This window comes from Kaistia nematophila (assembly GCF_026343855.1).
Classification (GTDB): domain Bacteria; phylum Pseudomonadota; class Alphaproteobacteria; order Rhizobiales; family Kaistiaceae; genus Kaistia; species Kaistia nematophila.
Window position 1 is genome coordinate 120,218 of record NZ_JAPKNK010000001.1, and the last position, 26,957, is coordinate 147,174.

Sequence of the window (26,957 nt, forward strand, 5' to 3'; positions counted from 1 at the left end):
AGCCGAACCGTGGCGGTAGATAACCGGATCAATGACCGGAACCCAAGAAAAGAAGCGCGTCTTCATCAAGACTTATGGTTGCCAGATGAACGTCTACGATTCCGATCGTATGGCGGATGCCCTGGCAAGCGATGGCTACGAAGCGACCGACAAGGTCGATGACGCCGACCTCGTCCTCCTCAATACCTGTCACATCCGCGAGAAGGCGGCCGAGAAGGTGTATTCCGAACTCGGGCGCCTGCGCGTGATGAAGGAAGAGGCGGCGCGGAGCGGCCGTGCCGTGACCATCGGTGTGACGGGCTGCGTCGCCCAGGCCGAGGGCGCCGAGATCGCCCGCCGCGCCCCGGTCGTCGACCTGGTCGTTGGGCCGCAATCCTACCAGCACCTGCCGCAGCTCCTGCGCGACGTCGCCGGCGGCAAGCGGGCGGTCGAGACCGAGTTCGCGCTCGCCGAGAAATTCGAGCGTCTCCCGGCCGCGACCCGCGAGCGCACGCGGGCGCGCGGCGTCACCGCCTTCCTCACCATCCAGGAAGGCTGCGACAAGTTCTGCACCTTCTGCGTCGTGCCGTACACGCGAGGGGCGGAAGTCTCGCGACCGGTCGCCCGGATTGTCGAGGAAGCCCAGCGGCTGGCCGATGCCGGCGTGCGCGAGGTGACCCTGCTCGGCCAGAACGTCAATGCCTGGCACGGCGCCGGCACCGACGGCCGCGAATGGGGCCTCGGCGAGCTGCTGTTCCGCCTCGCCGAAATCCCGGGCCTCGACCGGCTGCGCTACACCACCAGCCATCCCCGCGACATGGACGACGCGCTGATCGCGGCGCATCGCGACCTGCCGGCGCTGATGCCCTATCTGCACCTGCCGGTGCAGGCGGGTTCCGACAGGATCCTCACGGCGATGAACCGCAAGCACAAGGCGGACGACTATCTCCGCCTCGTCGACCGCATCCGCGCCACACGCTCCGACATCGCGCTTTCCTCCGATTTCATCGTCGGCTTCCCCGGCGAGACGGACGAGGATTTCGAAGCGACGATGCGCCTGGTCGAGACGGTCGGCTATGCCGCGGCCTATTCGTTCAAGTACAGCGCCCGCCCGGGAACGCCGGCGGCGGGCCGGGACGGCCATGTTGACGAGCGGGTGATGTCGGAGCGGCTGCAGCGTCTGCAGGCGCTGATTCTCGACCAGCAGACGGCGTTCAACCGGTCGCGCGTCGGCACCGAGATGGACGTGCTGTTCGAGAAGGCCGGCCGCCGTCCCGGCCAGCTGATGGGCCGCTCGCCCTATCTGCAGGCCGTGCTGGTCGACGGCGACGAGAGCCGGATCGGCACGATCGGCCGGGTTTCGATCACCGGACTTGGTTCGAATTCCCTGTTTGGCACCTTGGCCGAGCCGGTTGGCCGGACGGCCGCGATCTCGAGCACCGTGGAGGCCATTACGTGAATGCACGCTCCCATACGCCGCCCGGAGTGCCGGGTGGCCGCGCCGCTGACATGTCGCATGCTTCCGACATCACCCATGTCGTGATCGCCTTCGACGACAACCGGCTGGCGAGCGAGCTCCTTGGCCAGTTCGACCAGAACCTGGCCATCATCGAGCAGAAGCTCGGCGTCGAGGCGGTGGCGCGCGGCAATCAGGTGACCGTGCGCGGACGCCCCGAAGCCTGCGCCCAGGCGCGGCTGGCGCTCGACCTGCTCTATGTCCGCCTGCAGCAGGGCCACGAGGTCGGTCCCGCCGACGTCGAGGGCGCCATCCGCATGGCGATCGCCGACGACGAGCAGCTTTCGCTGCCGAGCCTGGAGCCGAAGGGCCGGCTCGCCATGGCGCAGATCTCGACCCGCCGCCGCACCGTGATGGCCCGCAATCCGGCCCAGGACGCCTATATCCGGGCGATGGACCGGGCCGAGCTCGTCTTCGGCATGGGCCCGGCCGGCACCGGCAAGACCTATCTCGCCGTCGCCTATGCTGCCGCCCTGATCGAGCGCGGCGATGTCTCGCGCCTGATCCTGTCGCGGCCCGCCGTCGAGGCGGGCGAGCGGCTCGGCTTCCTGCCCGGCGACATGAAGGAGAAGGTCGATCCCTATCTCCGCCCGCTCTATGACGCGCTCTACGACATGATGCCGCCGGAAAAGGTCGAGCGCGGCCTGACTTCCGGCATGATCGAGGTGGCGCCGCTCGCCTTCATGCGCGGCCGCACGCTGGCGAACGCCGTCGTCATCCTGGACGAGGCGCAGAACACCACCTCGATGCAGATGAAGATGTTCCTGACCCGCCTTGGCGAGGGATCGCGGATGATCGTCACTGGCGACCCGACCCAGGTCGACCTGCCCCCGGGCCAGATCTCCGGCCTCGTCGAGGCGAGCGAATTGCTGCGCGACGTGCCCGGCATCGTCCAGATCAAGTTCACGGATGTCGACGTCGTTCGCCATCCGCTCGTCGGCCGCATCGTGCGCGCCTATGACAAGGCGCCGCCGCGTCCCGTCTCGCCGCCGCCGCGCGGCGCTCGCTCGGGAGGCCCGGCATGAGCGCAAATACCCTGCCGATCGCGATCGACCTGCTGGTCGAGGCTGGCGACTGGCCGGAGGAGGACCAGCTCGCGCGTCTGGTGGCGCAGGCGGTCGAGGCGAGCTTTGCCGTCGGCCAGCTGCCTGCGGTCAAGGGCTCCGAGCTTTCCGTCGTGTTCACCGACGACGAGCATGTGCGGCAGCTCAATGCGGATTATCGCGACAAGGACAAGGCGACCAACGTGCTGTCCTTTCCCGGCAGCCCGCCGGACTCCAAGCGCTTCGGCCCGCTGCTCGGTGACATCGTGGTTGCACGTGAAACAGTGGTCGCCGAAGCCGCCGAGCAGGGGCTGGCTTTCGAGGACCATCTGACCCATCTGGTGGTGCACGGGTTGCTTCACCTCTTCGGGCATGATCATCTGGAGGATGACGAAGCGGAACGCATGGAATCTCTGGAGACGGAGATCCTGGCCCGCCTTGGCATTGCCGACCCTTACGCCGAGCCTCCGCTGTAAGGCGGCGGCGATCGATCAGCACTGACAAACGACGGACGATGAGTGACACCGAGACGCCCGGTTCGAGCGCGGAATCGAACCCCGAGCCCCAGAGTAGTCAAACCCCCGCGCCCGAATTGCGCGAGACGGAACGCGCACCCGAAAGCTGGCTGGATCGAATCCGCCAGGCGGTGGGGCTCAAGGTAGCCGGATCCCTGCGCGACGACATCGAGGACGCCCTGGACGCGGGCGAGGCGGACAACACCTTCACCGCCGAAGAGCGCCGCATGCTGCGCAACATCCTGCATCTGCGCGAGGTCCGCGTCGACGACGTGATGATTCCGCGCGCCGACATCCTTGCCCTCGACGTCGACCAGACCGTCGGCGAGGCCGTGGCGGCCTTCCGCGATTCCGGCCATTCGCGCATGCCTGTCTACCGCGAAAGCCTCGATGACCCGATCGGCATGGTCCATATCAAGGATCTGATGGACTACATGATGTCGGCGGCCTCGATCGAGGGCGGGCTGGACCTCTCCCGGATCAATCTCGGCATTCCTCTCGGCGAGACATCGGTGATCCGCGAAGTGCTGTTCGTGCCGCCCTCCATGCCGGCCGCGACGCTGCTTTCGACCATGCAGGCGAAGCGCGTGCAGATGGCGGTGGTGATCGACGAATATGGCGGCACTGACGGGCTGGTCTCGCTCGAGGACGTCGTCGAGATCGTCTTCGGCGATATCGAGGACGAGCACGACGTCGAGGCGCCGATGATCGTCCGCGATGCCGACGGCTCCTATCTCGCCGACGCCCGCGCCGACCTGGACGATGTCGAGGCGGTGCTCGGCACACGGCTCGATCTCGGCTCCGAGCATGACGACGTCGACACGCTCGGCGGCATGGTGTTCACGCTGCTCGGCCGGATCCCGGCCATCGGCGAGCAGATCGACGTTCCCGGTGGCCTGCAGTTCGAGATCCTCGAGACCGACCCGCGCCGCGTGAAGCGCCTGCGTATCCGCCGCACGGACGCGGCGGCCGCGTGACCGCCGTGCCGCGCTCCCGCATCCCTCGTTCCCGCGCCTGAGCGCGGCCCACCAGAGATCCGGGAGACCATGGCCTTTCGCTCGAACAGTCTGGCGGCGCCGGATCGGCCCCGCCCCATGGCACTGGCGCGAGGCTGGCGGCGGGCCGGTCTCGCCATTCTCGCCGGGGCCGGCTCGGCCCTGGCGCTGCCGCCGCTCGGCTGGTTTCCCGTCCTCTGGATCACGCTCCCGTTCCTCGTGTTCCTGCTCGACCGCGCGCCGGCCACCTCTGCCGGTGGGCTATCGCGCTTCCGCTCCGGCTTCGCCGTCGGCTGGAGCTTCGGCTTCGGCTATTTCGTCGGCGGGCTCTGGTGGATCGGCGCCGCCTTCCTCGTCGACGCGGCGGCCTTCGCCTGGCTCATGCCGCTCGCCGTTCTGGTCCTGCCGGCCGGCCTCGCCCTGTTCTGGGGGCTTGGCGCCGGCGTCGCCCGCATCGCCTGGCCGCGCGGCTGGCCCCGTATCCTCGTCCTCGCCGTCTGCCTCAGCCTGGTCGAGTGGCTGCGCGGGCACGTCCTGACCGGCTTTCCATGGAACGCCTTTGGCTATGCCATGATGCCGGTGCCCGTGATGATGCAGGTGGCCTCGCTGATCGGCGTCTGGGGCGTCACCTTCTTCGCCTTTCTCGTCGCTGCGGCGCCAATCCTGTGGTTCAGCCGCGATCCCGGCGATCGAGTTGTGGATCGTTGTGCGTTTTTTGTGATCGCCGCGCTGTTCCTGGCGGACCTCGGCTTCGGTTTTGCACGCCTCGCATCGGCCGAAACGGCAATGGTACCCGGCGTCAGGCTCCGTCTGGTGCAACCTGTGATCGCACAGGACCAAAAATGGGCCTCCGGTCGCGGCGACGAAATTCTTGGCCGATATCTACGGTTGAGCGCAACCGGCATGGAAGAGGGAAAACCCGCCCCTTTCACCCATCTGATCTGGCCGGAAACCGCCTTTCCCTTCCTGCTCGACGAGCAGCCGAACGCGCTGGCGCTGATCGGTTCGTTCCTGCCGGACAACGCGACGTTGATCACCGGCGCCGCCCGCGGCCAGGCGGTTGTGGGCGAAGAAATCGAGCCGCGGGTTTTCAACAGCCTGCAAATAGTCGATTCCGACGGGATAGTTCGGAGCAGTTACGATAAGGTGCACTTAGTCCCATTCGGAGAATACCTGCCATTCGACAGAATTCTCCGGGGTCTCGGCATCAGTCAAATGATTGCTTTGCCGGGCGGTTTCGACGCCGGCGAACGACGGATGACGCTGGATCTGCCGGGGGCGCCGTCCTTTAGTCCGCTCATCTGTTACGAGATTATCTTCGCCGGCGAGGTGGTCGACGGTGCCGATCGACCCGGCTGGATCGTCAATGTCACCAATGATGGCTGGTTTGGCGATACTCCGGGCCCCTGGCAGCATCTGCATCAGGCAACCATAAGAGCGGTCGAAGAGGGCATCCCGGTAGCACGTTCTGCAAACTCAGGCGTGTCGGCAATCATCGATCCCTATGGGAACCTCTTGGCATATCTTGGAGTTGACCAAGATGGCGTTGTCGACGGTACTCTTCCAGTTGCAATAAGGCCTACAATCTATTCCAAGTATCGGGACAGTCTTTATTTCGCCTTGATCATACTCGCGATCGTTGTAGCCTCTACTGGAAGTTTCACCCGGACTAAACAACGCAATTGACACGCAGATTGCGCAGCGGCATTTTGCGCGCGGGCGGGGCTTATTAGATCGGCGGAGCTTCCGCCGATAGTGCGTGCAGGCACGCGGACTAGTCAGGGTAGAAGCCCTTTCTGTAATTTCCGGCCGGTGCGGCATGGGTCTAGGAGAAGAAGCCCTTGATGGCTAACAAGAAGCAGCCCAATCCCGTCGATATGCATGTGGGTGGGCGCGTCCGGCTCCGCCGAATGATGCAGGGCATGAGTCAGGAAAAGCTGGGCGAGAGCCTCGGCATCACGTTCCAGCAGATTCAGAAGTATGAGAAGGGCACCAACCGCATCGGCGCCAGCCGTTTGCAGCACATCGCGCAGGTGCTCGAAGTGCCGGTTTCGTTCTTTTTCGAGGATGCGCCGGGCGCATCTGCAGAAAGCGGTTTCGCCGAAGCGCGCCCTGCCGCCTTCGTCACCGACTTTTTGACCAGCACCGAAGGCCTGCAGCTGAACAAGGCCTTCGTCCGTATCAAGGACACCAAGGTGCGTCGTCGTATCGTCGAACTCGTGCGGGCCGTGGCCGGCGAAGAAACCGACGATTGATTGCTTCGCCGGCTGAGGCCGGGCGGGCAGGCGGCAATTGAGTTTCAGCTTGCGTCGGACAGGGTTGGGTCGGAAGTTTCTTCTCCGTCGTCGCGGTTCCGCGCGAACGGGCCCTTTGCGGCTTGACCCACTGGCGGTACTGGCTAAAAAAGCCATGGTATCGCCGGAGCACCTGCTCCGGCCATTTTCTGCACGGGGTCCGTTGCGGTGTCGAGAACGTCATATCTGTTCACGAGTGAGTCAGTTTCCGAAGGGCATCCTGATAAGGTCTGTGACCGTATCTCCGACGAAATCGTCGATGCCTTCTTCCGCATCGGTCCGGAGCAGGGCTGGGATCCGAGCCACCTTCGCGTCGCCGCCGAGACGCTCGCCACCACCAATCGCGTGGTGATCGCCGGCGAAACGCGCGGCCCGGCCGCGATCACCCGCGATCTCGTTTCCCACATCGCCCGGCTGGCGATCAAGGATATCGGCTACGAGCAGGGCGGCTTCCATTGGGAGACGGCCGACATCGACGTGCATCTGCACGCCCAGTCGGTCGACATCGCCCAGGGCGTCGATTCCGCGGGAAACAAGGATGAAGGCGCCGGCGACCAGGGCATCATGTTCGGTTATGCCTGCTCGGAAACGCCCGAGCTGATGCCGGCGCCGATTTTCTATGCCCACCGCATCCTGAAGCGCCTCTCCGAGGCGCGTCGCTCCGGCGAGACGCATGCGCTCGGTCCGGATGCCAAGAGCCAGGTTACCGTCCGCTACGAGAATGGCCAGCCGGTCGAAGTCACGCAGATCGTGCTGTCGACCCAGCATCTCGACGAGAACCTGAGCTCGCACGACGTCCGTTCGATCGTCGAGCCCTATATCCGCGAGGCGCTTCCCGAGGGCTGGATCGGCGCCAACACCATCTGGCATGTCAATCCGACCGGCAAGTTCGTCATCGGCGGGCCCGATGGCGACGCCGGCCTGACCGGCCGCAAGATCATCGTCGACACCTACGGCGGCGCCGCGCCGCATGGCGGCGGTGCCTTCTCCGGCAAGGACCCGACCAAGGTCGACCGCTCGGCCGCCTATGCCGCCCGCTATCTTGCCAAGAACGTCGTCGCCTCCGGCGCCGCCGCTCGCTGCACGATCCAGCTCTCCTACGCCATCGGCGTGTCGCAGCCGCTGTCGATCTATGTCGACCTGCACGGCACCGGCAAGGTGGAGGAATCCCGCGTCGAGCAGGTCCTCGCCCAGGTCATGGACCTGTCGCCGCGCGGTATCCGCGAGCACCTGCAGCTGAACCGGCCGATCTACGCCCGGACCTCGGCCTATGGTCATTTCGGCCGTGCGCCGGAAGCGGATGGTGGCTTCTCCTGGGAGCGGACCGACCTCGTGGAAGCGATCCGTAAATCGCTGTGACCACTCCTGACCACGCGCTCCGGCGCGATTCCTTCTATGGCCGGCGCAAGGGACACAATCTCCGCGCCGGTCAGGCCGAAACGCTCGCCGACGTCCTGGCGCGGCTGAGCATCGACGTTTCCGCACCGGCGCCCGCCGCCCTTCCGTCCCTGTTCAAGGCGCCGGTTGGCGAGGTCGTGCTCGAGATCGGCTTCGGCGGCGGCGAGCATCTCGTGCATCGCGCCACCACCGAGCCGGCCGTCGGCCGCATCGGTGTCGAGCCTTTCGTCAACGGCATGGCCAAGGCGGCCTCGGCGATCGATGCGGGCGGGCTCGCGAATGTCCGCCTGTTCGATCGCGACGCGGCCGAGCTGCTCGACTGGCTGCCGCCGGCGAGCCTCGCGGCGATCGATCTGCTCTATCCCGATCCCTGGCCGAAGTTCCGTCACTGGAAGCGCCGCTTCGTCTCCGAAAAGAACCTGACGCGTTTCGCCCGCGTGCTGCGCCCGGGCGGCCTGTTCCGCTTCGCCTCCGACATCGAATCCTATGTCGAGTGGACGCTTCTGCATGTGCGCGATCACGCCGAATTCACCTGGACGGCGCGCGACGCCGACGACTGGCGCAAGCCCTGGGCCGGCTGGCCGGGAACGCGCTACGAGCAGAAGGCTTTTCGCGAGGGTCGGCAGGGAAGCTACCTGACCTTCCAGCGCCGCTAGGGCGCCCTGTTCGCCCCGCGGCGCGGCCGATCCGGCCTCGCCGCTCGCCGATAGAGCCACTTTTGCTTGCATTCGCGCGATCCTGGGCCTATACGCCTTTCATTCATCTCAAACGATCGGTCGTAAGAGAGAGTGGACCTCCGGGCCCGCTCCGGCCGGACGCACTCTACGAGATCCTTGAACGGAGCATGCATTTGGCGGATATCGCCCCGGAAAACGAAGCACGCATCGTCACCGAGACGGGGCTCGACGCCCGCGTCGCGGCGATCGTCGAACCCATCATCGAGGGGCTCGGCTACCGGCTGGTGCGCGTCAAGCTTTCCACCCGCAACGGTCAGACGCTGCAGGTTATGGTCGAGCGTCCCGACGGCACGATGACGGTCGAGGATTGCGGCGAGGTCAGCCGCAACATTTCGCCCGCCCTCGACGTCGAGGACCCGATCTCCGGCGCCTATCACCTCGAGGTGTCGTCGCCCGGCATCGATCGCCCGCTCGTACGCCGCGCCGATTTCGTGCGCTGGGCCGGGCATGAGGCGAAGATCGAGCTGAGCGCGCCGATCGAGGGCCGCAAGCGCTTTCGCGGCATCCTGATCGGCCTCGACGGCGACGCCACCGGCGTCAAGCTCGAGGATGCGCCGCAGGGCGCGCCCGACCGGGTCTGGCTGCCGCTCGACGCCATTTCCGATGCCAGGCTCGTCATGACCGACGCCCTGATCGCCGAGACGCTGCGCGATGCCAAGCGCCAGCAACCCGACGACGACATCGACGACAACGACTTAACAGACGAGACCAGCGACGCTTGATCGCGACGCCGTCATCAGGTTCAGGTTAACGGAGACAGGACGATGGCAGTCAGCGCCAACCGCCTCGAACTTCTGCAGATTGCCGACGCGGTTGCCCGCGAGAAGGTGATCGATCGGCAGATCGTGATCGCCGCCATGGAAGATGCGATCCAGAAGGCGGCCCGTTCGCGTTACGGTTCGGAGACCGACGTGCGCGCCGAGATCAACCCGAAGACGGGCGAGATCCGGCTGCAGCGCCTCTTGCAGGTCGTCGACAATGTCGAGAACCCGGCGATCGAGATCTCGCTCGATCTCGCGACCGACCAGAATCCTGCGGCCCGGGTCGGCGACTATATCGCCGAAGCGCTGCCGCCGATGGATTTCGGCCGCATCGCCGCCCAGTCGGCCAAGCAGGTCATCGTGCAGAAGGTGCGCGAGGCCGAACGCGATCGCCAGTTCGACGAGTTCAAGGATCGCATCGGTGAGATCATCAACGGCTCGGTCAAGCGCGTCGAATACGGCAACGTGATCGTCGATCTCGGCCGTGGTGAAGGCATCGTCCGCCGCGACGAGATGATCCCGCGCGAAGCCTTCCGCTATGGTGACCGCATCCGCGCCTATGTCTATGACGTGCGCCGCGAGCAGCGCGGCCCGCAGATCTTCCTGTCGCGCACCCATCCGCAGTTCATGGCGAAGCTGTTCGCCCAGGAAGTGCCCGAGATCTATGACGGCATCATCGAGGTGAAGTCGGTCGCCCGCGATCCGGGTTCGCGCGCCAAGATGGCCGTGATCTCGCGCGATGGCTCGATCGATCCGGTCGGCGCCTGCGTCGGCATGCGCGGCAGCCGCGTCCAGGCCGTCGTCAACGAGCTGCAGGGCGAGAAGATCGACATCATTCCGTGGTCGCCCGACGCTGCCACCTTCATCGTCAACGCGCTGCAGCCGGCGGAAGTCGCCAAGGTCGTGCTCGACGAAGACGCGTCGCGTATTGAAGTCGTGGTCCCGGATGACCAACTATCCCTTGCCATCGGCCGTCGCGGCCAGAATGTGCGCCTTGCTTCGCAGCTGACCGGCTGGGATATCGACATCCTGACCGAGCAGGAAGAATCCGAGCGTCGCCAGAAGGAATTCCAGGAGCGTTCGGCGCTGTTCAATACGGCGCTCGATGCCGACGAAGTCGTCGGCCAGCTGCTCGCTTCCGAAGGTTTTGCTTCGCTCGAGGAAATCGCTTTCGTCGAGCCGGATGAACTGGCATCGATCGAAGGCTTCGACGAAGAGACTGCCGCCGAGCTGCAGCAGCGCGCGCGTGACTATCTCGACCGGCTCGAATCCGAGCACGACGAGGAGCGCAAGTCGCTGGGCGTGCTCGACGAGCTCAAGGAAATCCCGGGCCTCACGAGCTCCATGCTCGTCGCGCTCGGCAAGGACGGCGTCAAGACGATCGAGGATTTTGCTGGCTACGTGCCCGACGATCTCGTCGGCTGGGCCGAGCGGAACGAAGGCGAGACGACCCGCCATGGCGGCGTGCTCGACGGCTTCAGCCTCTCGCGCAGCGACGCCGAGAACATGATCATGACCGCCCGCGTCAGGGCCGGCTGGATCACCGAGGACGAGGCCGCCGCCGAGCAGGAAGCCAATGCCGCCGGCGAAGAGGCCGAGGCCTGAGGCGTTCGGACCGCGGAGAGAAGTTTTGCCGCGCAAGAGCGAACCGACGACCCGAAGCTGCATCGTCACGCGAGAGGCGATGCCAACCGAGAAACTGATCCGGTTCGTCCTCGACCCGGAAGGCAGGGTGGTTCCGGATCTCCGGCATCGCCTGCCGGGCCGGGGCGTCTGGATCACCGCCCGCGCGGATCTCGTGGCGCAGGCGGAAAAGAAGCGGCTCTTCGCGCGCGGCTTCAAGCAGGAAGTCGTCGTCGAGCCCGGCCTGGCCGGGCGCGTCGAGAGCCTGCTGGAGGATGCGGCCCTTCAGGCCCTGTCCTTCGCGCGAAAGGCCGGTGAGATCGTCACCGGTTTCGCCAAGGTCGAGACGGCGATCGCCCGCGAGGGCCTCGCCGGGATCGTCCAGGCGAAGGAAGCGGCCGAGGATGGCCGTGCGAAGATCGAGGCGGCCCTGAAACGCCGTTTTGGACGAACCGATGCCGTTCCGGTGCTCCGTATGTTCCGATCGGAGCAATTGGATTTGGCATTGGGCCGGTCAAATGTGATACATGCTGCTCTGCTCGTGGGCCGGGCGAGCGAAAATGTGATAGAGCGTGTCGCCGCGCTCGCCTGTTTTCTGGGAGAAGACGGGCTCGTTGCTATTGGCGATGACGTTGGCGCGATCGACGCGCCGCAAGTGCGTGAACCGAACGTGTCGGCAATGGCCGAAGACCCCGCAGGACAGAAGACCGAATGAACGATACGAACAACAGCGGCGACAAGGATCTTGGCGGCGCGAAGAAGACCCTGAGCCTCAAGGGCCGCGATCCGGAGCGCGGTACCGTGCGCCAGAGTTTTTCGCATGGCCGGACCAATACCGTCGTCGTCGAGAAGAAGAAGCGGGTTCTGATGCATGGCAAGGCTGAGCCGACCGCGGCCCAGCCCGTCGCGCCGCGTCCGTCGCCGGCTCCTTCGCCGACCTCTTCCGTGAAGCCCATCCAGTCTTCGGCGCCGTCGCGCCAGGGACCGGCCGCTCCGGCCCAGTCGTCGCGTCCGCAGGGCGGACGCCCCGGCATGGTGCTGCGCCAGCTCTCGGCTGATGAGCTCGACGCCCGCGCCAAGGCGCTCGCCGATGCCCGTGTCCGCGATGCCGAAGAGCGCCGTCAGGCCGAGCTCGATGCGATCCGCCGCGCCGAGGAAGAGGTTCGCCTCGCCAAGGAGCGCGAGGAAGCCGCCAAGCGCCAGGCTGAGGAAGACGCCCGCCGCGCCGCCGAGGCAGCCCTTCGCGAGAAGACCGAGGAGGCCGCCCGCCGTCGCCAGAGCGAGACCTCTGCGGCCGCGCCGGCGGCTCGCCAGACCACGGCCGCCCAGCCGGCGGCCCGTGCGGCCGCGCCGACGCAGCGCGACCCCAACGCGACCGAAAAGCCGGCGCAGCGCACCGCGGCCCCGGGCGCCCGCCCGACCAGCCGCGCGCTCGACGACGACGATCGTTCGGGCGGTCTGCGCCCGTCGACCTCGAAGCGTCCGAAGGCTGTCGATCCGAAGCCGGTCAAGAAGGATGACGGCGCGTCGCGCGGTCGCCTGACGCTCTCGAACGCGCTGAACGATTCCGAGCGCGAGCGTTCGCTCGCCTCGGTCCGTCGTCGCCGCGAACGCGAGCGCAACCGCAATATCTCGCAGGGTCCGCGCGAGAAGGTGTCGCGCGAGGTCGTGCTGCCGGAGACCATCTCGATCGGCGATCTCGCCAATCGTATGGCCGAGCGCGCCGTCGACGTGATCAAGTTCCTGATGAAGCAGGGCCAGCTGCTCAAGGCTACCGACGTCATTGACGCCGACATGGCCCAGCTGATCGCCGAGGAAATGGGCCACACGGTTCGCCGCGTCGCCGAGTCCGACGTCGAGGAAGGCCTGTTCGACACCCGCGAGTCGGAAGGCGAGCTGGTCACCCGGCCGCCCGTCGTCACCATCATGGGCCATGTCGACCACGGCAAGACCTCGCTGCTCGACGCCATCCGCAAGACCAGCGTCGTGTCGGGTGAGGCCGGTGGCATCACCCAGCACATCGGCGCCTACCAGGTCGAGCAGAACGGCCAGAAGATCACCTTCATCGACACGCCGGGCCACGCCGCCTTCACGGCGATGCGTTCGCGCGGCGCCAAGTCGACGGATATCGTCATCCTGGTCGTCGCCGCCGATGACGGCGTGATGCCGCAGACCATCGAGGCGATCAATCACGCCCGTGCGGCTGGCGTTCCGGTGATCGTGGCGATCAACAAGATCGACAAGCCCTCGGCCGACCCGACCCGGGTGCGTACCGAGCTGCTGCAACACGAAGTCTTCGTGGAATCGATGGGCGGCGAGACGCTGGACGTCGAGGTTTCGGCCAAGACCGGCCAGAATCTCGACCGGCTGCTCGAGACCATCCTGCTGCAGGCGGAAGTGCTCGACCTCAAGGCCGACCCGAACCGCACCGCCGACGGAGTCGTCATCGAGGCGAAGCTCGACAAGGGCCGCGGCCCGGTCGCGACCGTCCTCGTCCAGCGCGGCACGCTGCGTCCGGGCGACATCGTCGTCGCCGGCTCGGAATGGGGCCGCGTCCGCGCGCTCTTGAACGATCGCGGCATCGCAATGACCGACGCCGCGCCGTCGATGCCGGTCGAGGTCCTGGGCTTCCAGGGCGCGCCGGCCGCCGGCGACCGCTTCGCCGTGGTCGAGAACGAGGCCCGTGCCCGCGAGATCGCGGACTACCGCGCCCGCCAGAAGCGCGAGAAGGCTGTTGCCCGCCAGACGACGGCGCGCGGCTCGCTCGCCGAGATGATGAACCAGCGTCAGAGCGCCGGTCTCAAGGAATTCCCGCTCGTCATCAAGGGTGACGTGCAGGGCTCTGTTGAGGCGATCGCCGGTGCGCTGGAAGCGCTCGGCACCGACGAGGTGCAGGCTCGCATCATCCTGTCCGGTGTCGGTGGCGTCACCGAGTCCGACGTCACGCTGGCCGCGACCTCGAACGCCGCGATCATCGGCTTCAACGTTCGCGCCAACAAGCAGGCGCGCGACGTGGCCGACCGCGAAGGCATCGAGATCCGCTACTACAACATCATCTACGACCTCGTGGATGACGTGAAGGCAGCGATGTCCGGCCTGCTCACGCCCGAGCGGCGCGAGACGATGCTCGGCAATGCCGAGATCCTGGAGGTGTTCCACATCTCCAAGGTCGGCAAGGTCGCGGGCTGCCGCGTCACCGACGGCACGGTCGAGCGCGGCGCCAATGTCCGCCTCATCCGCGACAACGTCGTGGTGCACGAGGGCAAGCTGTCGACGCTCAAGCGCTTCAAGGACGAAGTCAAGGAAGTGCCGGCGGGCCAGGAATGCGGCATGGCCTTCGAGAAGTACGAAGACATGCGCGCAGGCGACATCATCGAGTGCTACCGCGTCGAGGAGATCAAGCGCTCGCTCTGATCGCGTACGCTTCGATCCCGAAATCGTGGTGACGAACGCGGCCGTCTCGGTCGCGTTCGTCCCGTTTCAAATTGGTTCGGCCCGGCGGATGTCGCGGCCCGAGGCGGATCCGTCGCACAAGCGGCCCGCACGCGCCGCCTGAAGGCGCGATGGAGTATTTCCGAAATGGCCAGAACGGCTGCCAATGGGAAGAAGATCGGCGTCGCCGGCCAGCGTCAGCTGCGCGTCGGCGAGCTGGTCCGCCATGCCCTGTCCGAGGTTCTGTCGCGCGGCAATCTGAACGAGCCCGTGCTCGACGGCGTTATCGTCACGGTGCCCGAGGTCCGCGTCTCGAACGATCTCAAGATGGCGACCTGCTATGTCATGCCGCTCGGGGGCGACAATGGCGACGCCGTGGTGGCGGCGCTCGAGCAGCATCGCAAATATCTGCGCGGCGAGGTTTCGCGCCGGATCGAGCTCAAGTTCGCCGTCGACCTGAAATTCGTGCTCGACAAGTCCTTTGCCGAAGCCGCCAAGATCGATGCGCTGCTCCGGAACGACCCCGTCGTCCGCCAGGATATCGAGGCGGGTCGCGGCCACGACGAGACCGACGAAGAGTAGATCATGGGCCAACGCCAGAAGAAGGGGCGGCCGGTTTCCGGCTGGGTCAGCCTCGACAAGCCGCTGGGCATGACCTCCACCCAGGCCGTTTCGGTGGTGAAGCGCCTGTTCGGCGCGCAGAAGGCCGGCCATGCCGGCACGCTCGATCCGCTCGCCACCGGTTGCCTGCCGATCGCGCTCGGCGAGGCGACCAAGACCGTGCCGTTCATCATGGACGGCCGCAAGATCTACGGCTTTACCGTCCGCTGGGGCGAGGAGACGCGCACCGACGACGCCGAAGGCCAGCCGGTCGCCACTTCCGACGTGCGCCCGACGCGGGCGGCGATCGAGGCGATCCTGGATCAGTTCACCGGCGAGATCATGCAGGTTCCGCCGGCCTTTTCCGCCATCAAGGTCGAGGGCGAGCGCGCCTATGACCTGGCGCGCGACGGCGAGGACGTCGTGCTGGAGGCGCGACCGATCCAGATCCATCGCCTCGACCTGGTCGACATGCCGGACGAGAACACCGCCGTCTTCGCCGCCGAATGCGGCAAGGGCACCTATGTGCGGGCGATCGCCCGCGACATGGCGCGGGCGCTTGGCACGCGCGGCCACGTCGTCGGCCTCCGCCGGCTGCTGGTCGGGCCGTTCGACGAGGCGTCGATGATCAAGCTCGACGATCTGCGCGCCGCGCAGGAGGAGGGCGGGGCCGAGGGCTGCGACGCGCATCTCGCGCCCGTCGAGCTCGCGCTCGGCGACCTCGCCGAGGTGCGCATCTCCGAGACCGACGGGGCCCGGCTGCGCAACGGCCAGAGCGTGCTGCTGCGCGGCCGCGACGCGCCTGAAAATGGCGCGACGGTGTTCGCCACCGTCGCCGGCACCCTGGTCGCGATCGGCGAAGTCGAGCGCGGCGAGCTGCATCCATCACGCGTCTTCGTCGGCGCGTGAACGGACGTCAGGGAAGTTTCCTCTGGCTATTGCAGGCAAATTCGGCCATATAGGCCGCGCTCCCGGACGGTTTTGCCGTCCGGGCCAAGCCGCTTGGAACGGCGACCGTGCTGGACGACATCCCGGCACTGGCCGTCGAAACAGCGGCGACCGCGACGGCCTCGGCCGTCCGGGGACGTCGAGACCGTCGTCCTGCATGTCCCGAACGGCGCGAGCCGGCGTGGGGCTTGCTGCGGAAGTCGGTCGGATTTTGATTTTCCGGCGAGGAAGCCGGAACTAGAGCCCAGGAAAGGGATACCCGATGTCGATCACAGCTGCTCGCAAGGCGGAACTGATCAAGGAATTCGCGACCGTCGAGAACGACACCGGCTCGCCGGAAGTGCAGGTTGCCGTGCTCTCGGAGCGCATCGCCAACCTCACCGAACACTTCAAGGGTCACAGCAAGGACAATCATTCGCGCCGCGGCCTGCTCAAGATGGTCAGCCAGCGTCGTAGCCAGCTGGACTACCTGAAGAAGACGGACGAGCAGCGTTACAAGACGCTCATCGAGCGCCTCGGCCTGCGTCGCTGAGACAGGCGGGCCCTCGGGGCCTGCCTCCACAGACGCCTGTACGGCGCGGCGGCATGGGGCTGCCGCGCGATTTGCCCGCGGATCAGCGGTCGAGCCATGGCAGGATCGCCGGATGCTTTTTCCTCGTAGGGTCGAAAGCCTCTAGCCGTCTTGCTCATGGCTCCTTGGGCGCATCCGCGCAGGAAAGGAATTGCCATGTTCGATGTCCAACGCGTCGAAATTGAATGGGGCGGCCGCCCGCTCGTCCTCGAGACGGGCAAGATAGCCCGCCAGGCTGACGGCGCCGTTCTCGCCACCTATGGCGAAACGACCGTGCTGGCGACCGTCGTCGCCGCCAAGGCGCCGAAGCCGGGTGTCGACTTCTTCCCGCTGACGGTCAACTACCAGGAGAAGACCTTCGCAGCCGGCAAGATCCCCGGCGGCTTCTTCAAGCGCGAAGGCCGGCCCTCCGAGAAGGAGACGCTGACCTCCCGCCTGATCGACCGTCCGATCCGCCCGCTGTTCCCGGAAGGGTTCCGCTGCGAGACCCAGGTCGTCACGACCGTTCTCTCGCATGACCTCGAGAACGATCCCGACATCGTCGCCCTCGTCGCCGCCTCGGCTGCGCTGACGATCTCCGGCGTGCCCTTCATGGGCCCGGTCGGTGGCGCGCGCGTCGGCCTGATCGACGGCGAGTTCGTGCTGAACCCGCTGCTCGAGCAGAATGAGAGCTCGAAGCTCGACCTCGTCGTCGCCGGCACCCAGGACGCCGTCCTGATGGTCGAGTCGGAAGCGCAGGAGCTTTCGGAAGAGACCATGCTCGGCGCCGTGATGTTCGGTCATCGCGGCTTCCAGCCGGTGATCGACGCGATCATCCAGCTCGCCGAGAAGTCCGCCAAGGAGCCGCGCGAGTTCGCGCCGGCCGACCTTTCGGCGATCGAGACGGAGATGCTCGGCATCGCCGAGGCCGAGCTGCGCGAGGCCTACAAGAACACCGTCAAGCAGGAGCGCTATGCCGCCGTCGACGCCGTCAAGGCGAAGGTGCTGGCACACTTCTTCCCGGAAGGCGAAGAGCCCCGCTTCGACAAGGAAAAGATCGGCGCCGTCTTCAAGGAGCTCCAGGCGAAGATCGTTCGCTGGAACATCCTCGACACCGGCAGCCGCATCGACGGCCGCGACCTGAAGACGGTCCGCCCGATCGTGTCGGAAGTCGGCGTCCTGCCGCGCACGCACGGCTCGGCGGTCTTCACCCGCGGCGAGACGCAGGCCCTGGTGGTCGCCACCCTCGGCACCGGCGATGACGAGCAGTTCATCGACGCGCTGGAAGGCACCTACAAGGAAACCTTCCTGCTGCACTACAACTTCCCGCCCTACTCGGTCGGCGAGACCGGCCGCATGGGTTCGCCCGGCCGTCGCGAGATCGGTCACGGCAAGCTCGCCTGGCGCGCTGTCCGTCCGGTTCTCCCGAACCACCACGAGTTCCCCTACACGCTGCGCGTCGTCTCCGAGATCACCGAGTCGAACGGCTCGTCCTCGATGGCGACCGTCTGCGGCAGCTCGCTGTCGCTGATGGATGCCGGCGTACCGCTGAAGCGTCCGGTGGCGGGCATCGCCATGGGCCTGATCCTCGAAGGCGATCGCTACGCGGTCCTCTCCGACATCCTGGGCGACGAGGATCACCTCGGCGACATGGACTTCAAGGTCGCCGGCACCTCCGAGGGCGTCACCTCGCTCCAGATGGACATCAAGATCGCCGGTATCACCGAAGAGATCATGAAGGTCGCTCTGGACCAGGCCAAGGGCGGCCGCGAGCACATCCTCGGCGAAATGGCGAAGGCGCTGACCAGCGCGCGTCCGTCGCTCGGCGAGCATGCGCCGCGCATCGAAGTCATCCAGATCCCCACCGACAAGATCCGCGAAGTGATCGGTTCGGGCGGCAAGGTCATCCGCGAGATCGTGGAAAAGACCGGCGCCAAGATCGACATCTCCGATGACGGCACCGTCAAGGTCGCCTCCTCGGACGGCAAGGCGATCACCGCCGCGCTGAACTGGATCAAGGGCATCGCCGCCGAGCCGGAAGTCGGCGCCATCTACCAGGGCACCGTCGTCAAGGCCGTCGATTTCGGCGCCTTCGTCAACTTCTTCGGCGCCAAGGATGGCCTCGTCCACATCTCGCAGCTCTCGAGTCAGCGCGTGGCGAAGACCCAGGACGTCGTCAAGGAAGGCGACAAGGTCTGGGTCAAGCTGCTCGGCTTCGACGAGCGCGGCAAGGTCCGCCTGTCGATGAAGGTCGTCGACCAGGCGACCGGCGAAGAGATCAAGGAAAAGACGGAAGCCGCCGGCGAGTAATCGCCCGCTTTTGTCGACAAAATGAGAAGGCCCGGCGAGCGATCGCCGGGCCTTTTTGCATTGGGGGGCCTCAGAAGCGGAGGTGCCGGATGTGGCCGGCGATGCGGCGGGCCTGCTCGCGGGCGATCTTCGGCAGCAGGGTGCCGAGCGACGCGTCGGATCGCATCGAATAGCGGGACAGCGCCGCATGCCAATAGTCGTGGTTGCCCTGCCAGGGCTCGGCCGGATCGGAAGGCGGGTGCCCGTCATCGTCGATCAGCGCCAGCGCGAAGGGCCGGCCATGCCGGAGCGCGGCGATGGCGTCGTGCAGCACGCGTTCCTCGCCGGGCGCCAGCGCGCCATAGCGGATGAACAGGGTCGGCAGCCGGTCCGTGACGGCGCTTCGCGTCTTGTTGCAGAGATGGTCGTGGCGGGAGCGCGCGGCCGCATAGTGGATGGCGAGGTCGGGACTGTCGGGAAAGTCGTGCCGATGCAGCGTTCCATAACGCTTGTTGACGACGCGGCCGTCGAGCATGCCCAGGTCTTCCCGCTCGAACATGCCGCGAAAATCGCGGCGGAGATATTCGAGCAGGGCCGGGTAGGGCGTGGCCTGCCAATCGAACACCGTCCGCGTCAGGCAATCCGTCGTCGCCCGCAAGCTCGTGCGCCGATACTCGGTCCACTTCCGCTCGATATTGTGCTTCGCCCGGCAGTTCTCGCCGAGGCCGACGACGCGATGAAAGGTTGGCTGGCGCATTTGGCTTGCTCCCGTTCGTCGCAGGCTAGAACGATTTGCAGCTGCGTGGCCATTCGGAAGGCTCGGCTCTGCTGGGCCAGCCCGCCTTAGCGCGTCCGGTAGAAGGCGGTAGAAGGCGATTGCCTCGGCTTCGGTCAGGCGCACCCAGTCCGATTTCGCTTCGGAATAGGCATGCGAATCGTGCGGATGCTGCTCCCGGCTCCGGAGCTTGACCGTTTCATATTCGCGCGCCTTGGCGGGATGCGAACGCAGATAGTCGCGGAATGCCAGGTGGCGCACGATATGCGGCGAGCCGGTTTCGAAGACATGCAGCTGGATGCAGCGCTGGCCGGTCGCGCCGTCGGTGAGCGTCGCATAGCGGCGGCCGGGCATGCCGTATTCGCCCCACCACTCATAGCCGAGATGCGCAAGGATTGCCTGGCAGGCGTCGAACGCAGCCAGCGCGCGGACTTCGGGGATCATGTCGAGGATCGGCTTGGCGAGAAGGCCCGCGATCGCGGTCGAGCCGATGTGGTGGACGGCGATCAGTTGCGGCCCGAGCGCCTCGGCGAGGCGCTGCGCCTCCCGCGCAGCGGCATCGGACCAGGCGGGCGTATGGGGCTGGAGATCGACCGGGATCGGCGGAGGCATGAGAAGCTCCCAGGCTGCGCGAGGCAGCCCGGGAGGGTAGTGAATGCGGCGCCCCGCGAAAAGGGCGCAGCGATCGGGGCCGGTCAGGCGACCATCGTGCCCGGAGCGGCGGCCGTCACCGAGGCGTCGACATGGTTCTCGAACTTCTCGAAGTTCTTCAGGAACATGCCGACCAGCTTCGCCGCCTGCGCGTCGTAGCCGGCCTTGTCCTGCCAGGTCTTGCGCGGATGCAAGATGTGCGGCTCGACGCCGGCGACGTCGGTCGGCACCTGGAAGCCGAAGGTGCGGTCGGTATAGAAGCGGCCGCCGTCCAGCGAGCCGTTCAGCGCCGCGGTGAGCAGTGTGCGGGTCGCCTTGATCGGCATGCGGCGGCCGGTGCCGTAGGCGCCGCCGGTCCAGCCGGTGTTGACCAGCCAGCACGACACGCCGTGCTCGGCGATCAGGCTCCTGAGCAGGTTGCCGTACTCGGCCGGATGGCGCGGCATGAACGGCGCGCCGAAGCAGGTCGAGAATGTCGCCTGCGGCTCGGTCACGCCCTTCTCCGTGCCGGCGACCTTGGCGGTGTAGCCGGAGAGGAAGTGGTACATCGCCTGCTCGGGCGTCAGCTTGGCGATCGGCGGCATCACGCCGAAGGCGTCGGCGGTCAGCATGACGATCGTCTTCGGGTGGCCGGCCCGGCCGCTCTCGCTCGCATTCGGGATGAAGTGCAGCGGATAGGCGGCGCGGGTGTTCTCGGTCTTCGAGGCGTCGTTGAAGTCGATCTCGCGGGTCGCAGGATCGATGGCGACATTCTCCAGCACCGTGCCGAAGCGCTTGGTGGTGGCGAAGATCTCCGGCTCGGCCTCGGCCGAGAGCTTGATCGTCTTGGCGTAGCAGCCGCCCTCGAAGTTGAAGATGCCGTCCGCGCCCCAGCCATGCTCGTCATCGCCGATCAGCGTGCGGGCGGGGTCGGCGGAGAGTGTCGTCTTGCCGGTGCCGGAGAGACCGAAGAACACCGCGGCATCACCGTCCGGGCCGACATTGGCCGAGCAGTGCATCGGCATGACGCCTTTCGGCGGCAGGGTGAAGTTCAGGTAGGTGAAGACGGCCTTCTTCATCTCGCCGGCATAGGAGGTGCCGCCGATCAGCACGATGCCGCGGGTGAAATCGCAGGCGATGACGGTCTCTGTCCGGCAGCCATGCCGTTCCGGATTGGCCTTGAAGCTCGGCAGGTCGAGGATGGTGAGCTTCGGCACGAAGCTCTTCAGCGCGGCCGCCTCCGGACGGATCAGCAGGTTGCGGATGAAGAGCGAGTGCCATGCCTTCTCGGTGAAGACGCGAACCGCGACCGCTTCGGCCGGGTCGGCGCCGCCCTGCAGGTCCTGCGCGAACAGCTCGCGGCCGGAGGCGTGCGCCAGCATGTCGGCGTAAAGCGTCTCGAAATGCGCCGGGGACATCGGTTTGTTGTTGTCCCACCAGACCGCATTCTCGGTCAGCGTGTCGCGGACGACGAACTTGTCCTGCGGCGAGCGGCCGGTATGCACGCCGGTCTCGACGGTCAGCGCGCCGTCGATCGACACCACGGCTTCGCCGCGGCGCAGCGATTCCTCATAGAGAGCCGGCGCCCCATAGTTCCAATAGAGACCGGCCAGCCACTTCAGGCCGAACTGCTCGGCGCCATGGGCAGGATTGCGAATGCCGTTCTCGGTCACAGGGTCGTCTCCGCTCTGAGAGGCACGCGCACCTTCGCGAGGCCTCGCTCCGGGAATGGTGCGCCGCATCAGCGGACGGCACCGGCTCTGCCGGCGACAACGCTGCCGGCAGGCCAGAACCTAGAGGATCGGATTTCGCAACTGCAACAAAAACTGCATGGGTCCAGTTATCGTGATCGCATTAAAACGATTTAATCGACTGGTCCCAAAGCAACCGATGGCCGGAAACCAATTATTTGACATCCGAACAAACAGAATATTCTATTTGTTCGTAAAATGACACTATTGTTCCAGCGATCTCGCCTGTTTTGCGAAGGACTTCAGATAGCCGCCGGCCTCGCCGACCGTGGTGGCGCGGGTAGGAAAAGGCAGCCGCGCGCGCAAGGTGCTCGTAGCAATGTCGATGCCTTCCGGGTCGCAGCCGGTGATGCGCCAGGCGCCGCCCGGCTGATTGAGCAGCTTGATGGCGTAGAGCGCAATGGCGTCGGCATGATCATCGTTCATGTGCTCGACGACCATCTTCTCGCCGTCGAGTAGATCCTTGCTGTCCGAGTAATCGGGAAGAAGATCCTTGCCCGCGATCTGCGCGATGTTGCCGAAGCCGGCGACGAGGTGCGAGTTGGTGACGTTCATCACGTAGTGGTGGAAGCCGGGCAGGGCGGAGGCGCGGGCCGCCTTGCCCTGACGCAGGCCGTAGCGCCAGGCGGCATGCTCGTCGTCGACGCGCTCGATCGTGCCGACCAGGGTAATGCGGGCCCCGGCGAGCGGATTGCCGGTTTCGCCGCCCGGCGCCACGAGCAGGAGCGAGGCGCGCGGATCGCGCTTCAGGTTCTGCGTGTGTACGGCGAGGTCGGAAAGGCTCAGGACCGGCCGCAGGTCGACCGTCGTCGCCATGGTGACCAGGGTGGCGAAGGGATTGCCGGCCTCGTCCAGCGTCGCCAGGCTGCCGGCGATCGTGCTGCGGATCACGGCGCGGCCGGTTTCGACCGGATCGAACGGAGAATTCTCGGACATATTGCTTTCCTTGGGACTAGCTGCCTCGAAAGCTGATTAACACCTTCAACTTTCTATGTCTCTCATTCGATGGCGGTTTTCCGGGCGATTGGCGCCGAGGGTTTAAATCCGGTAGGCTGCACGCCATATTTTCCGCGTATTCCTGCGACGTTTAGGCGGGGGCCGGCGTGACGTGACATCCGCTTGCCTTCAGGCCGGTCAAACGCCCATCCGGGGCAGATTTCGGGAGAAGCCTATCTATGCCGACGATCGCTCTGGTCGACGACGATCGAAACATCCTCGCCTCCGTGTCGATCGCATTGGAGTCCGAGGGCTATCGGGTCCAGACCTACACCGACGGCGCCTCCGCCCTTGACGGCTTCCAGCAGTCGCTTCCGGACCTCGCCATTCTCGATATCAAGATGCCGCGCATGGACGGGATGGAGCTGCTCCGCCGCCTGCGCCAGCGCACCGACCTGCCGGTCATCTTCCTGACCTCGAAGGATGACGAGATCGACGAGTTGTTCGGCCTCAAGATGGGCGCCGACGATTTCATCAAGAAGCCGTTCTCGCAGCGCCTGCTGGTCGAGCGGGTCAAGGCGGTGCTGCGCCGCTTCCAGCCGCGCGAGGCCGTCGTCCCGGCCAAGGTGCCGGACGCCGCCCGCAATCTTGATCGCGGTGCGCTGTCGATGGACCAGGAGCGCCACACCTGCACCTGGAATGGTCAGCCCGTGACGCTGACGGTCACCGAATTCCTGATCCTCTACGCGCTCGCGCAGCGGCCCGGCGTCGTCAAGAGCCGCAATGCCCTGATGGACGCGGCCTATGACGATCAGGTCTATGTCGACGACCGCACCATCGACAGCCACATCAAGCGGCTGCGCAAGAAGTTCAAGGTCGTCGATGACGACTTCGACATGATCGAGACGCTCTATGGCGTCGGTTATCGCTTCAAGGAGGCCTGACGCGAAGTCGGGCTGCGCAAAGAGGCATGACGATCAGTATTGAGGAGCCGACGGTAGCGACGCGCAGGCGCCCCTGGCGCTTTCGCATGCGCATGATGCGCCGTTCTTTCGGCCGCATGATGCGCTCGATCGGCCCGCATGCCTTCTCGAGCCTGACGCGCCGGATCATCATCCTCAATCTGGCCGCGCTGATCGTTCTCGTCTCCGGCATTCTCTACCTGAACCAGTTTCGCGCCGGCCTGATCGACGCGCGGCTGGAGAGCCTGCTGACGCAGGGCGAGATCATCGCCGGTGCCATTGCCGCCTCGGCCACGGTCGAGACCAACAACCTGACGATCGATCCCGACAAGCTGCTGGAGTTGCAGGCGGGCGAAAGCCTGGTGCCGGGCGAGAATTCGATCGAGGGGCTCGATTTCCCGATCAATCCGGAGCGCGTCGCGCCGGTGCTGCGCCGGCTGATTTCACCGACACGCACCCGCGCCCGCATCTATGACCGCGACGGTAGCCTCGTCGTCGATTCGCGCCATCTCTATTCGCGCGGCCAGATCCTGCGCTTCGATCTGCCGCCGGCGGACGAGGAGCCGGCGCTGTTCGATCGCATCTGGCAATGGTTCAACGTCCATCTGCAGCGCGACGACCTGCCGATCTACCAGGAGCTCGGCGGCTCCAACGGCCGCGGCTATCCCGAGGTCGCGACGGCGCTCGACGGCGGCCCGTCCTCGATCGTGCGCATCACCGACCGTGGCGAGCTGATCGTCTCGGTCGCCGTGCCGATCCAGCGCTATCGCTCCGTGCTTGGCGTGCTGTTGCTTTCGACACAGGGCGGCGACATCGACCAGATCGTCCATGCCGAGCGCATGGCGATCGTGCGCGTCTTCCTCGTCTCGGCCGGCGTCGTCGTGCTGCTGTCGATCCTGCTCGCGAGCACCATCGCGGCGCCGCTGCGCCGGCTCGCCGACGCCGCCGACCGTGTCCGCCGCGGCGTCACGGCGCGGCCGCAGATCCCCGATTTCTCCAACCGCCGCGACGAGATCGGCCATCTGTCGGTGGCGCTGCGCGAGATGACGGGCGCGCTGTTCAATCGCATCGAGGCGATCGAGAGCTTCGCCGCCGATGTCAGCCATGAACTGAAGAACCCGCTCACCTCGCTCCGCAGCGCCGTCGAGACGCTGCCGCTCGCCAAGACGGCGGCGTCCAAGAAGCGGCTGAACGACATCATCCAGCATGACGTCCGCCGGCTCGACCGCCTCATCAGCGACATCTCCGACGCCTCGCGTCTCGATGCCGAGCTGGCGCGCCAGGACGCGACGCCGATCGACGTCGCCGGCGTAGTCGAGGCGGTCGTCTCGATGGCGCGCGACACCACGCCCCCCGAGGGGCCGCGCATCCTGATCGAGATCGCCGAGGCGGAGGAGACCGACGCCTTCATCGTGCTCGGCCATGACAGCCGCCTGGCGCAGGTCTTCACCAATCTCATCGACAATGCCCGCTCGTTCTGCCGCCAGGATGGCGCCGTGCGCGTGCAGGTGCGCCGCAATGGCAGCTTCGTCGACGTCGTCATCGACGATGACGGGCCGGGCATCCGGGCGGAGCAGATCGACCGGATCTTCGAGCGCTTCTATACGGATCGTCCCGAGCAGGAGGCGTTCGGTCAGAATTCCGGCCTCGGCCTGTCGATCTCCAAGCAGATCGTCGAGGCGCATCGCGGCCGGATCTGGGCCGAGAACCGTTCCAGGGGCAAGTCGAGCAAGGCGGATCGGGCCGAAATCGTCGGCGCGCGCTTCACCGTCCGCCTTCCCGCGGCCGACTCGTGACGGCGGCTCCGGCCACGGTTCATGCCAGCGCCGTCCTCGTCGACGGCGCCGGCGTGCTGATCCGCGGGCCTTCCGGGTGTGGAAAATCGTCGCTGCTTCTCGCCCTGCTGATGGCCGACCGCCAGGCAGGCCGGCTGGTCGCCGACGACCGCGTCATCCTCTCCGTCTCGGACGGGCGACTCTTCGCCGGCGTACCGGAAATTCTCGCCGGGCTTCTGGAGATTCGCGGCCAGGGCCTTGTAACTGTGCCGTATTTGTCGCCGGTTCCGATCGAACTTGTCGTCGATTTCGAAGCGCCCGAGTGCTGTCCGCGTATGCCCGAGGCGGCGGATCGGACGGTTTCGATCCTCGGCGTCGACCTTCGCCGGCTGGCCCTTCCGCAGGGGCAGGCGGATGGCTGGATCCGCGTCCGGGCCGCATTGGCGTTCCGTTCGGCGATTGTCTAGTATCGTTCTTGTTCGTATGGAGAGCGCCCCGCTTTTTTCTTGCGTTGCGGTAGGGTTCGGTCAAGATGCGGCGCCATGGCCGATCATGACCGGCCGCCGGAACAAAGCGGTCTCGACGTTTTCCAGGGTCCCTTCGGGGCTCGAACTGAGAAAAGCAGGTATTCGAAGGGCATGATCGGGCTCGTCCTTGTAACCCACGGCCAGCTCGCGACCGAATTTCGGGCGGCTTTGGAGCACGTGGTTGGTCGCCAGACGCAGATCGAGACGATCGCGATCGGTCCGGAAGACGACATGGAGCGTCGCCGTCAGGACATTCTGGAGGCCGTGCTCAGCGTCGACGATGGCAGCGGCGTCATTCTTCTGACCGATATGTTTGGCGGCACCCCGTCCAACCTGGCGATCTCGGTCATGGAAGCGGGCCGCGTCGAGGTGATCGCCGGCGTCAACCTGCCGATGCTGATCAAGCTGGCGAGCGTGCGCATCGAAAAGCCGCTCGCCGACGCGGTGGCCGGCGCCCAGGAAGCCGGCCGCAAATACATCAATGTAGCCAGTCAGGTTCTGGCCGGGCATTAGGGTTGCGTAGCATGACCGACATCGACACGACCGAGCTCTATCGCGACCTGCCGATCGTCAACCGCAAGGGACTGCATGCCCGCGCTTCCGCCAAGTTCGTCCAGTGCGCCGACGCCTTCGAGGCGTCGATCACCGTGTCCAAGGATCAGAATACGGTCGGCGGCACCTCGATCATGGGCCTGATGATGCTGGCCGCCGGCATTGGCTCGTCCATCCGCGTCGCCGCTGAGGGGCCGGATGCGGAAGCCGCCCTCGACGCCATCGCGGCGCTGGTGGCCGATCGCTTCGGCGAAGAGGAATAACCCCTCCCTCCGGCTCGGCGAACGGCGCATTGCTGCGCCACATAAAGACATCTTTATATCCTGATTGCTGCCCGGCGTCGTCTCCGCTATAAGCGCGACAAACGCA

The 26,957-nt window shown here is 66.2% G+C and carries 24 protein-coding genes; 21 read left to right on the forward strand and 3 right to left on the reverse strand.

Annotated features, from left to right (window positions below; all coding sequences use genetic code 11):
- The first annotated feature begins 31 nt into the window (after window positions 1-31).
- From miaB to pnp, 16 genes are all read left to right on the forward strand, one after another.
- Window positions 32-1,438: a tRNA (N6-isopentenyl adenosine(37)-C2)-methylthiotransferase MiaB gene (gene miaB, locus OSH07_RS00570; protein WP_266336665.1), complete on the forward strand. Its 1,407-nt coding sequence runs from the start codon at window positions 32-34 to the stop codon at window positions 1,436-1,438.
- 50 nt (window positions 1,439-1,488) lie between these two features.
- Entirely contained in the window at window positions 1,489-2,520 is a 1,032-nt protein-coding gene (locus OSH07_RS00575) for a PhoH family protein (RefSeq protein ID WP_266337345.1), read from the forward strand.
- Complete coding sequence (gene ybeY, locus OSH07_RS00580) at window positions 2,517-3,014, forward strand: rRNA maturation RNase YbeY (protein WP_266336666.1); 498 nt, start codon at window positions 2,517-2,519, stop codon at window positions 3,012-3,014. Before OSH07_RS00575 ends, ybeY begins: the two co-directional genes overlap by 4 nt.
- 38 nt (window positions 3,015-3,052) lie before the next feature.
- Entirely contained in the window at window positions 3,053-4,030 is a 978-nt protein-coding gene (locus OSH07_RS00585) for a hemolysin family protein (RefSeq protein ID WP_266336667.1), read from the forward strand.
- A gap of 69 nt (window positions 4,031-4,099) precedes the next feature.
- Complete coding sequence (gene lnt, locus OSH07_RS00590) at window positions 4,100-5,734, forward strand: apolipoprotein N-acyltransferase (protein WP_266336668.1); 1,635 nt, start codon at window positions 4,100-4,102, stop codon at window positions 5,732-5,734.
- A 155-nt stretch (window positions 5,735-5,889) separates the two neighbouring features.
- Window positions 5,890-6,303, forward strand: coding sequence for a helix-turn-helix domain-containing protein (locus OSH07_RS00595; protein WP_266336669.1), 414 nt, complete (start codon window positions 5,890-5,892; stop codon window positions 6,301-6,303).
- A gap of 207 nt (window positions 6,304-6,510) precedes the next feature.
- Window positions 6,511-7,701 carry a methionine adenosyltransferase gene (metK, locus tag OSH07_RS00600; protein ID WP_266336670.1) on the forward strand — a complete coding sequence of 397 codons (1,191 nt, stop codon included), beginning with the start codon at window positions 6,511-6,513 and terminating at the stop codon, window positions 7,699-7,701.
- The gene (gene trmB, locus OSH07_RS00605; protein ID WP_266336671.1) at window positions 7,698-8,396 is read left to right on the forward strand and encodes a tRNA (guanosine(46)-N7)-methyltransferase TrmB; all 699 of its coding nucleotides are present in this window, start codon (window positions 7,698-7,700) and stop codon (window positions 8,394-8,396) included. The genes metK and trmB overlap by 4 nt, the downstream gene beginning before the upstream one ends.
- 188 nt (window positions 8,397-8,584) lie before the next feature.
- On the forward strand, window positions 8,585-9,199 hold the full coding sequence (gene rimP / locus OSH07_RS00610; RefSeq protein WP_266336672.1) for a ribosome maturation factor RimP: 615 nt from the start codon (window positions 8,585-8,587) through the stop codon (window positions 9,197-9,199).
- 42 nt (window positions 9,200-9,241) lie between these two features.
- A complete protein-coding gene (gene nusA / locus OSH07_RS00615; protein ID WP_266336673.1) occupies window positions 9,242-10,843 on the forward strand; it encodes a transcription termination factor NusA in 1,602 nt (533 codons plus the stop codon).
- A gap of 25 nt (window positions 10,844-10,868) precedes the next feature.
- Complete coding sequence (locus OSH07_RS00620; RefSeq protein WP_266336674.1) at window positions 10,869-11,576, forward strand: RNA-binding protein; 708 nt, start codon at window positions 10,869-10,871, stop codon at window positions 11,574-11,576.
- Window positions 11,573-14,275 (forward strand): translation initiation factor IF-2, encoded by a 2,703-nt coding sequence (gene infB, locus OSH07_RS00625; RefSeq protein ID WP_266336675.1) that lies wholly within the window; start codon window positions 11,573-11,575, stop codon window positions 14,273-14,275. The genes OSH07_RS00620 and infB overlap by 4 nt, the downstream gene beginning before the upstream one ends.
- A gap of 165 nt (window positions 14,276-14,440) precedes the next feature.
- A complete protein-coding gene (rbfA, locus tag OSH07_RS00630; protein ID WP_266336676.1) occupies window positions 14,441-14,875 on the forward strand; it encodes a 30S ribosome-binding factor RbfA in 435 nt (144 codons plus the stop codon).
- Window positions 14,876-14,878: 3 nt separating this feature from the next.
- The gene (gene truB, locus OSH07_RS00635) at window positions 14,879-15,802 is read left to right on the forward strand and encodes a tRNA pseudouridine(55) synthase TruB (RefSeq protein ID WP_266336677.1); all 924 of its coding nucleotides are present in this window, start codon (window positions 14,879-14,881) and stop codon (window positions 15,800-15,802) included.
- A gap of 301 nt (window positions 15,803-16,103) precedes the next feature.
- On the forward strand, window positions 16,104-16,373 hold the full coding sequence (rpsO, locus tag OSH07_RS00640; protein WP_266336678.1) for a 30S ribosomal protein S15: 270 nt from the start codon (window positions 16,104-16,106) through the stop codon (window positions 16,371-16,373).
- Between the two features lie 195 nt (window positions 16,374-16,568).
- Window positions 16,569-18,701: a polyribonucleotide nucleotidyltransferase gene (gene pnp, locus OSH07_RS00645; protein ID WP_266336679.1), complete on the forward strand. Its 2,133-nt coding sequence runs from the start codon at window positions 16,569-16,571 to the stop codon at window positions 18,699-18,701.
- Window positions 18,702-18,771: 70 nt separating this feature from the next.
- Here pnp and OSH07_RS00650 read toward each other — a convergent pair whose 3' ends face one another.
- From OSH07_RS00650 to OSH07_RS00660, 3 genes are all read right to left on the reverse strand, one after another.
- A complete protein-coding gene (locus OSH07_RS00650; RefSeq protein ID WP_266336680.1) occupies window positions 18,772-20,067 on the reverse strand; it encodes a GrpB family protein in 1,296 nt (431 codons plus the stop codon).
- 83 nt (window positions 20,068-20,150) lie between these two features.
- Window positions 20,151-21,758 carry a phosphoenolpyruvate carboxykinase gene (locus OSH07_RS00655; protein ID WP_266336681.1) on the reverse strand — a complete coding sequence of 536 codons (1,608 nt, stop codon included), beginning with the start codon at window positions 21,756-21,758 and terminating at the stop codon, window positions 20,151-20,153.
- Between the two features lie 282 nt (window positions 21,759-22,040).
- Complete coding sequence (locus OSH07_RS00660; RefSeq protein WP_266336682.1) at window positions 22,041-22,772, reverse strand: HugZ family pyridoxamine 5'-phosphate oxidase; 732 nt, start codon at window positions 22,770-22,772, stop codon at window positions 22,041-22,043.
- Window positions 22,773-23,011: 239 nt separating this feature from the next.
- Between OSH07_RS00660 and OSH07_RS00665 the strand changes: the two genes are divergently transcribed.
- The 5 genes from OSH07_RS00665 to OSH07_RS00685 all read left to right on the forward strand — a co-directional run bounded on the left by OSH07_RS00665 (window position 23,012) and on the right by OSH07_RS00685 (window position 26,851).
- The gene (locus tag OSH07_RS00665; protein WP_266336683.1) at window positions 23,012-23,716 is read left to right on the forward strand and encodes a response regulator transcription factor; all 705 of its coding nucleotides are present in this window, start codon (window positions 23,012-23,014) and stop codon (window positions 23,714-23,716) included.
- A gap of 26 nt (window positions 23,717-23,742) precedes the next feature.
- On the forward strand, window positions 23,743-25,530 hold the full coding sequence (locus tag OSH07_RS00670; protein WP_420909579.1) for a stimulus-sensing domain-containing protein: 1,788 nt from the start codon (window positions 23,743-23,745) through the stop codon (window positions 25,528-25,530).
- Complete coding sequence (locus tag OSH07_RS00675; RefSeq protein ID WP_266336684.1) at window positions 25,527-25,976, forward strand: HPr kinase/phosphorylase; 450 nt, start codon at window positions 25,527-25,529, stop codon at window positions 25,974-25,976. Before OSH07_RS00670 ends, OSH07_RS00675 begins: the two co-directional genes overlap by 4 nt.
- 171 nt (window positions 25,977-26,147) lie before the next feature.
- Window positions 26,148-26,549 (forward strand): PTS sugar transporter subunit IIA, encoded by a 402-nt coding sequence (locus tag OSH07_RS00680; RefSeq protein ID WP_266337347.1) that lies wholly within the window; start codon window positions 26,148-26,150, stop codon window positions 26,547-26,549.
- An 11-nt stretch (window positions 26,550-26,560) separates the two neighbouring features.
- The gene (locus OSH07_RS00685) at window positions 26,561-26,851 is read left to right on the forward strand and encodes an HPr family phosphocarrier protein (protein ID WP_266336685.1); all 291 of its coding nucleotides are present in this window, start codon (window positions 26,561-26,563) and stop codon (window positions 26,849-26,851) included.
- The last annotated feature ends 106 nt before the right edge of the window (window positions 26,852-26,957 follow it).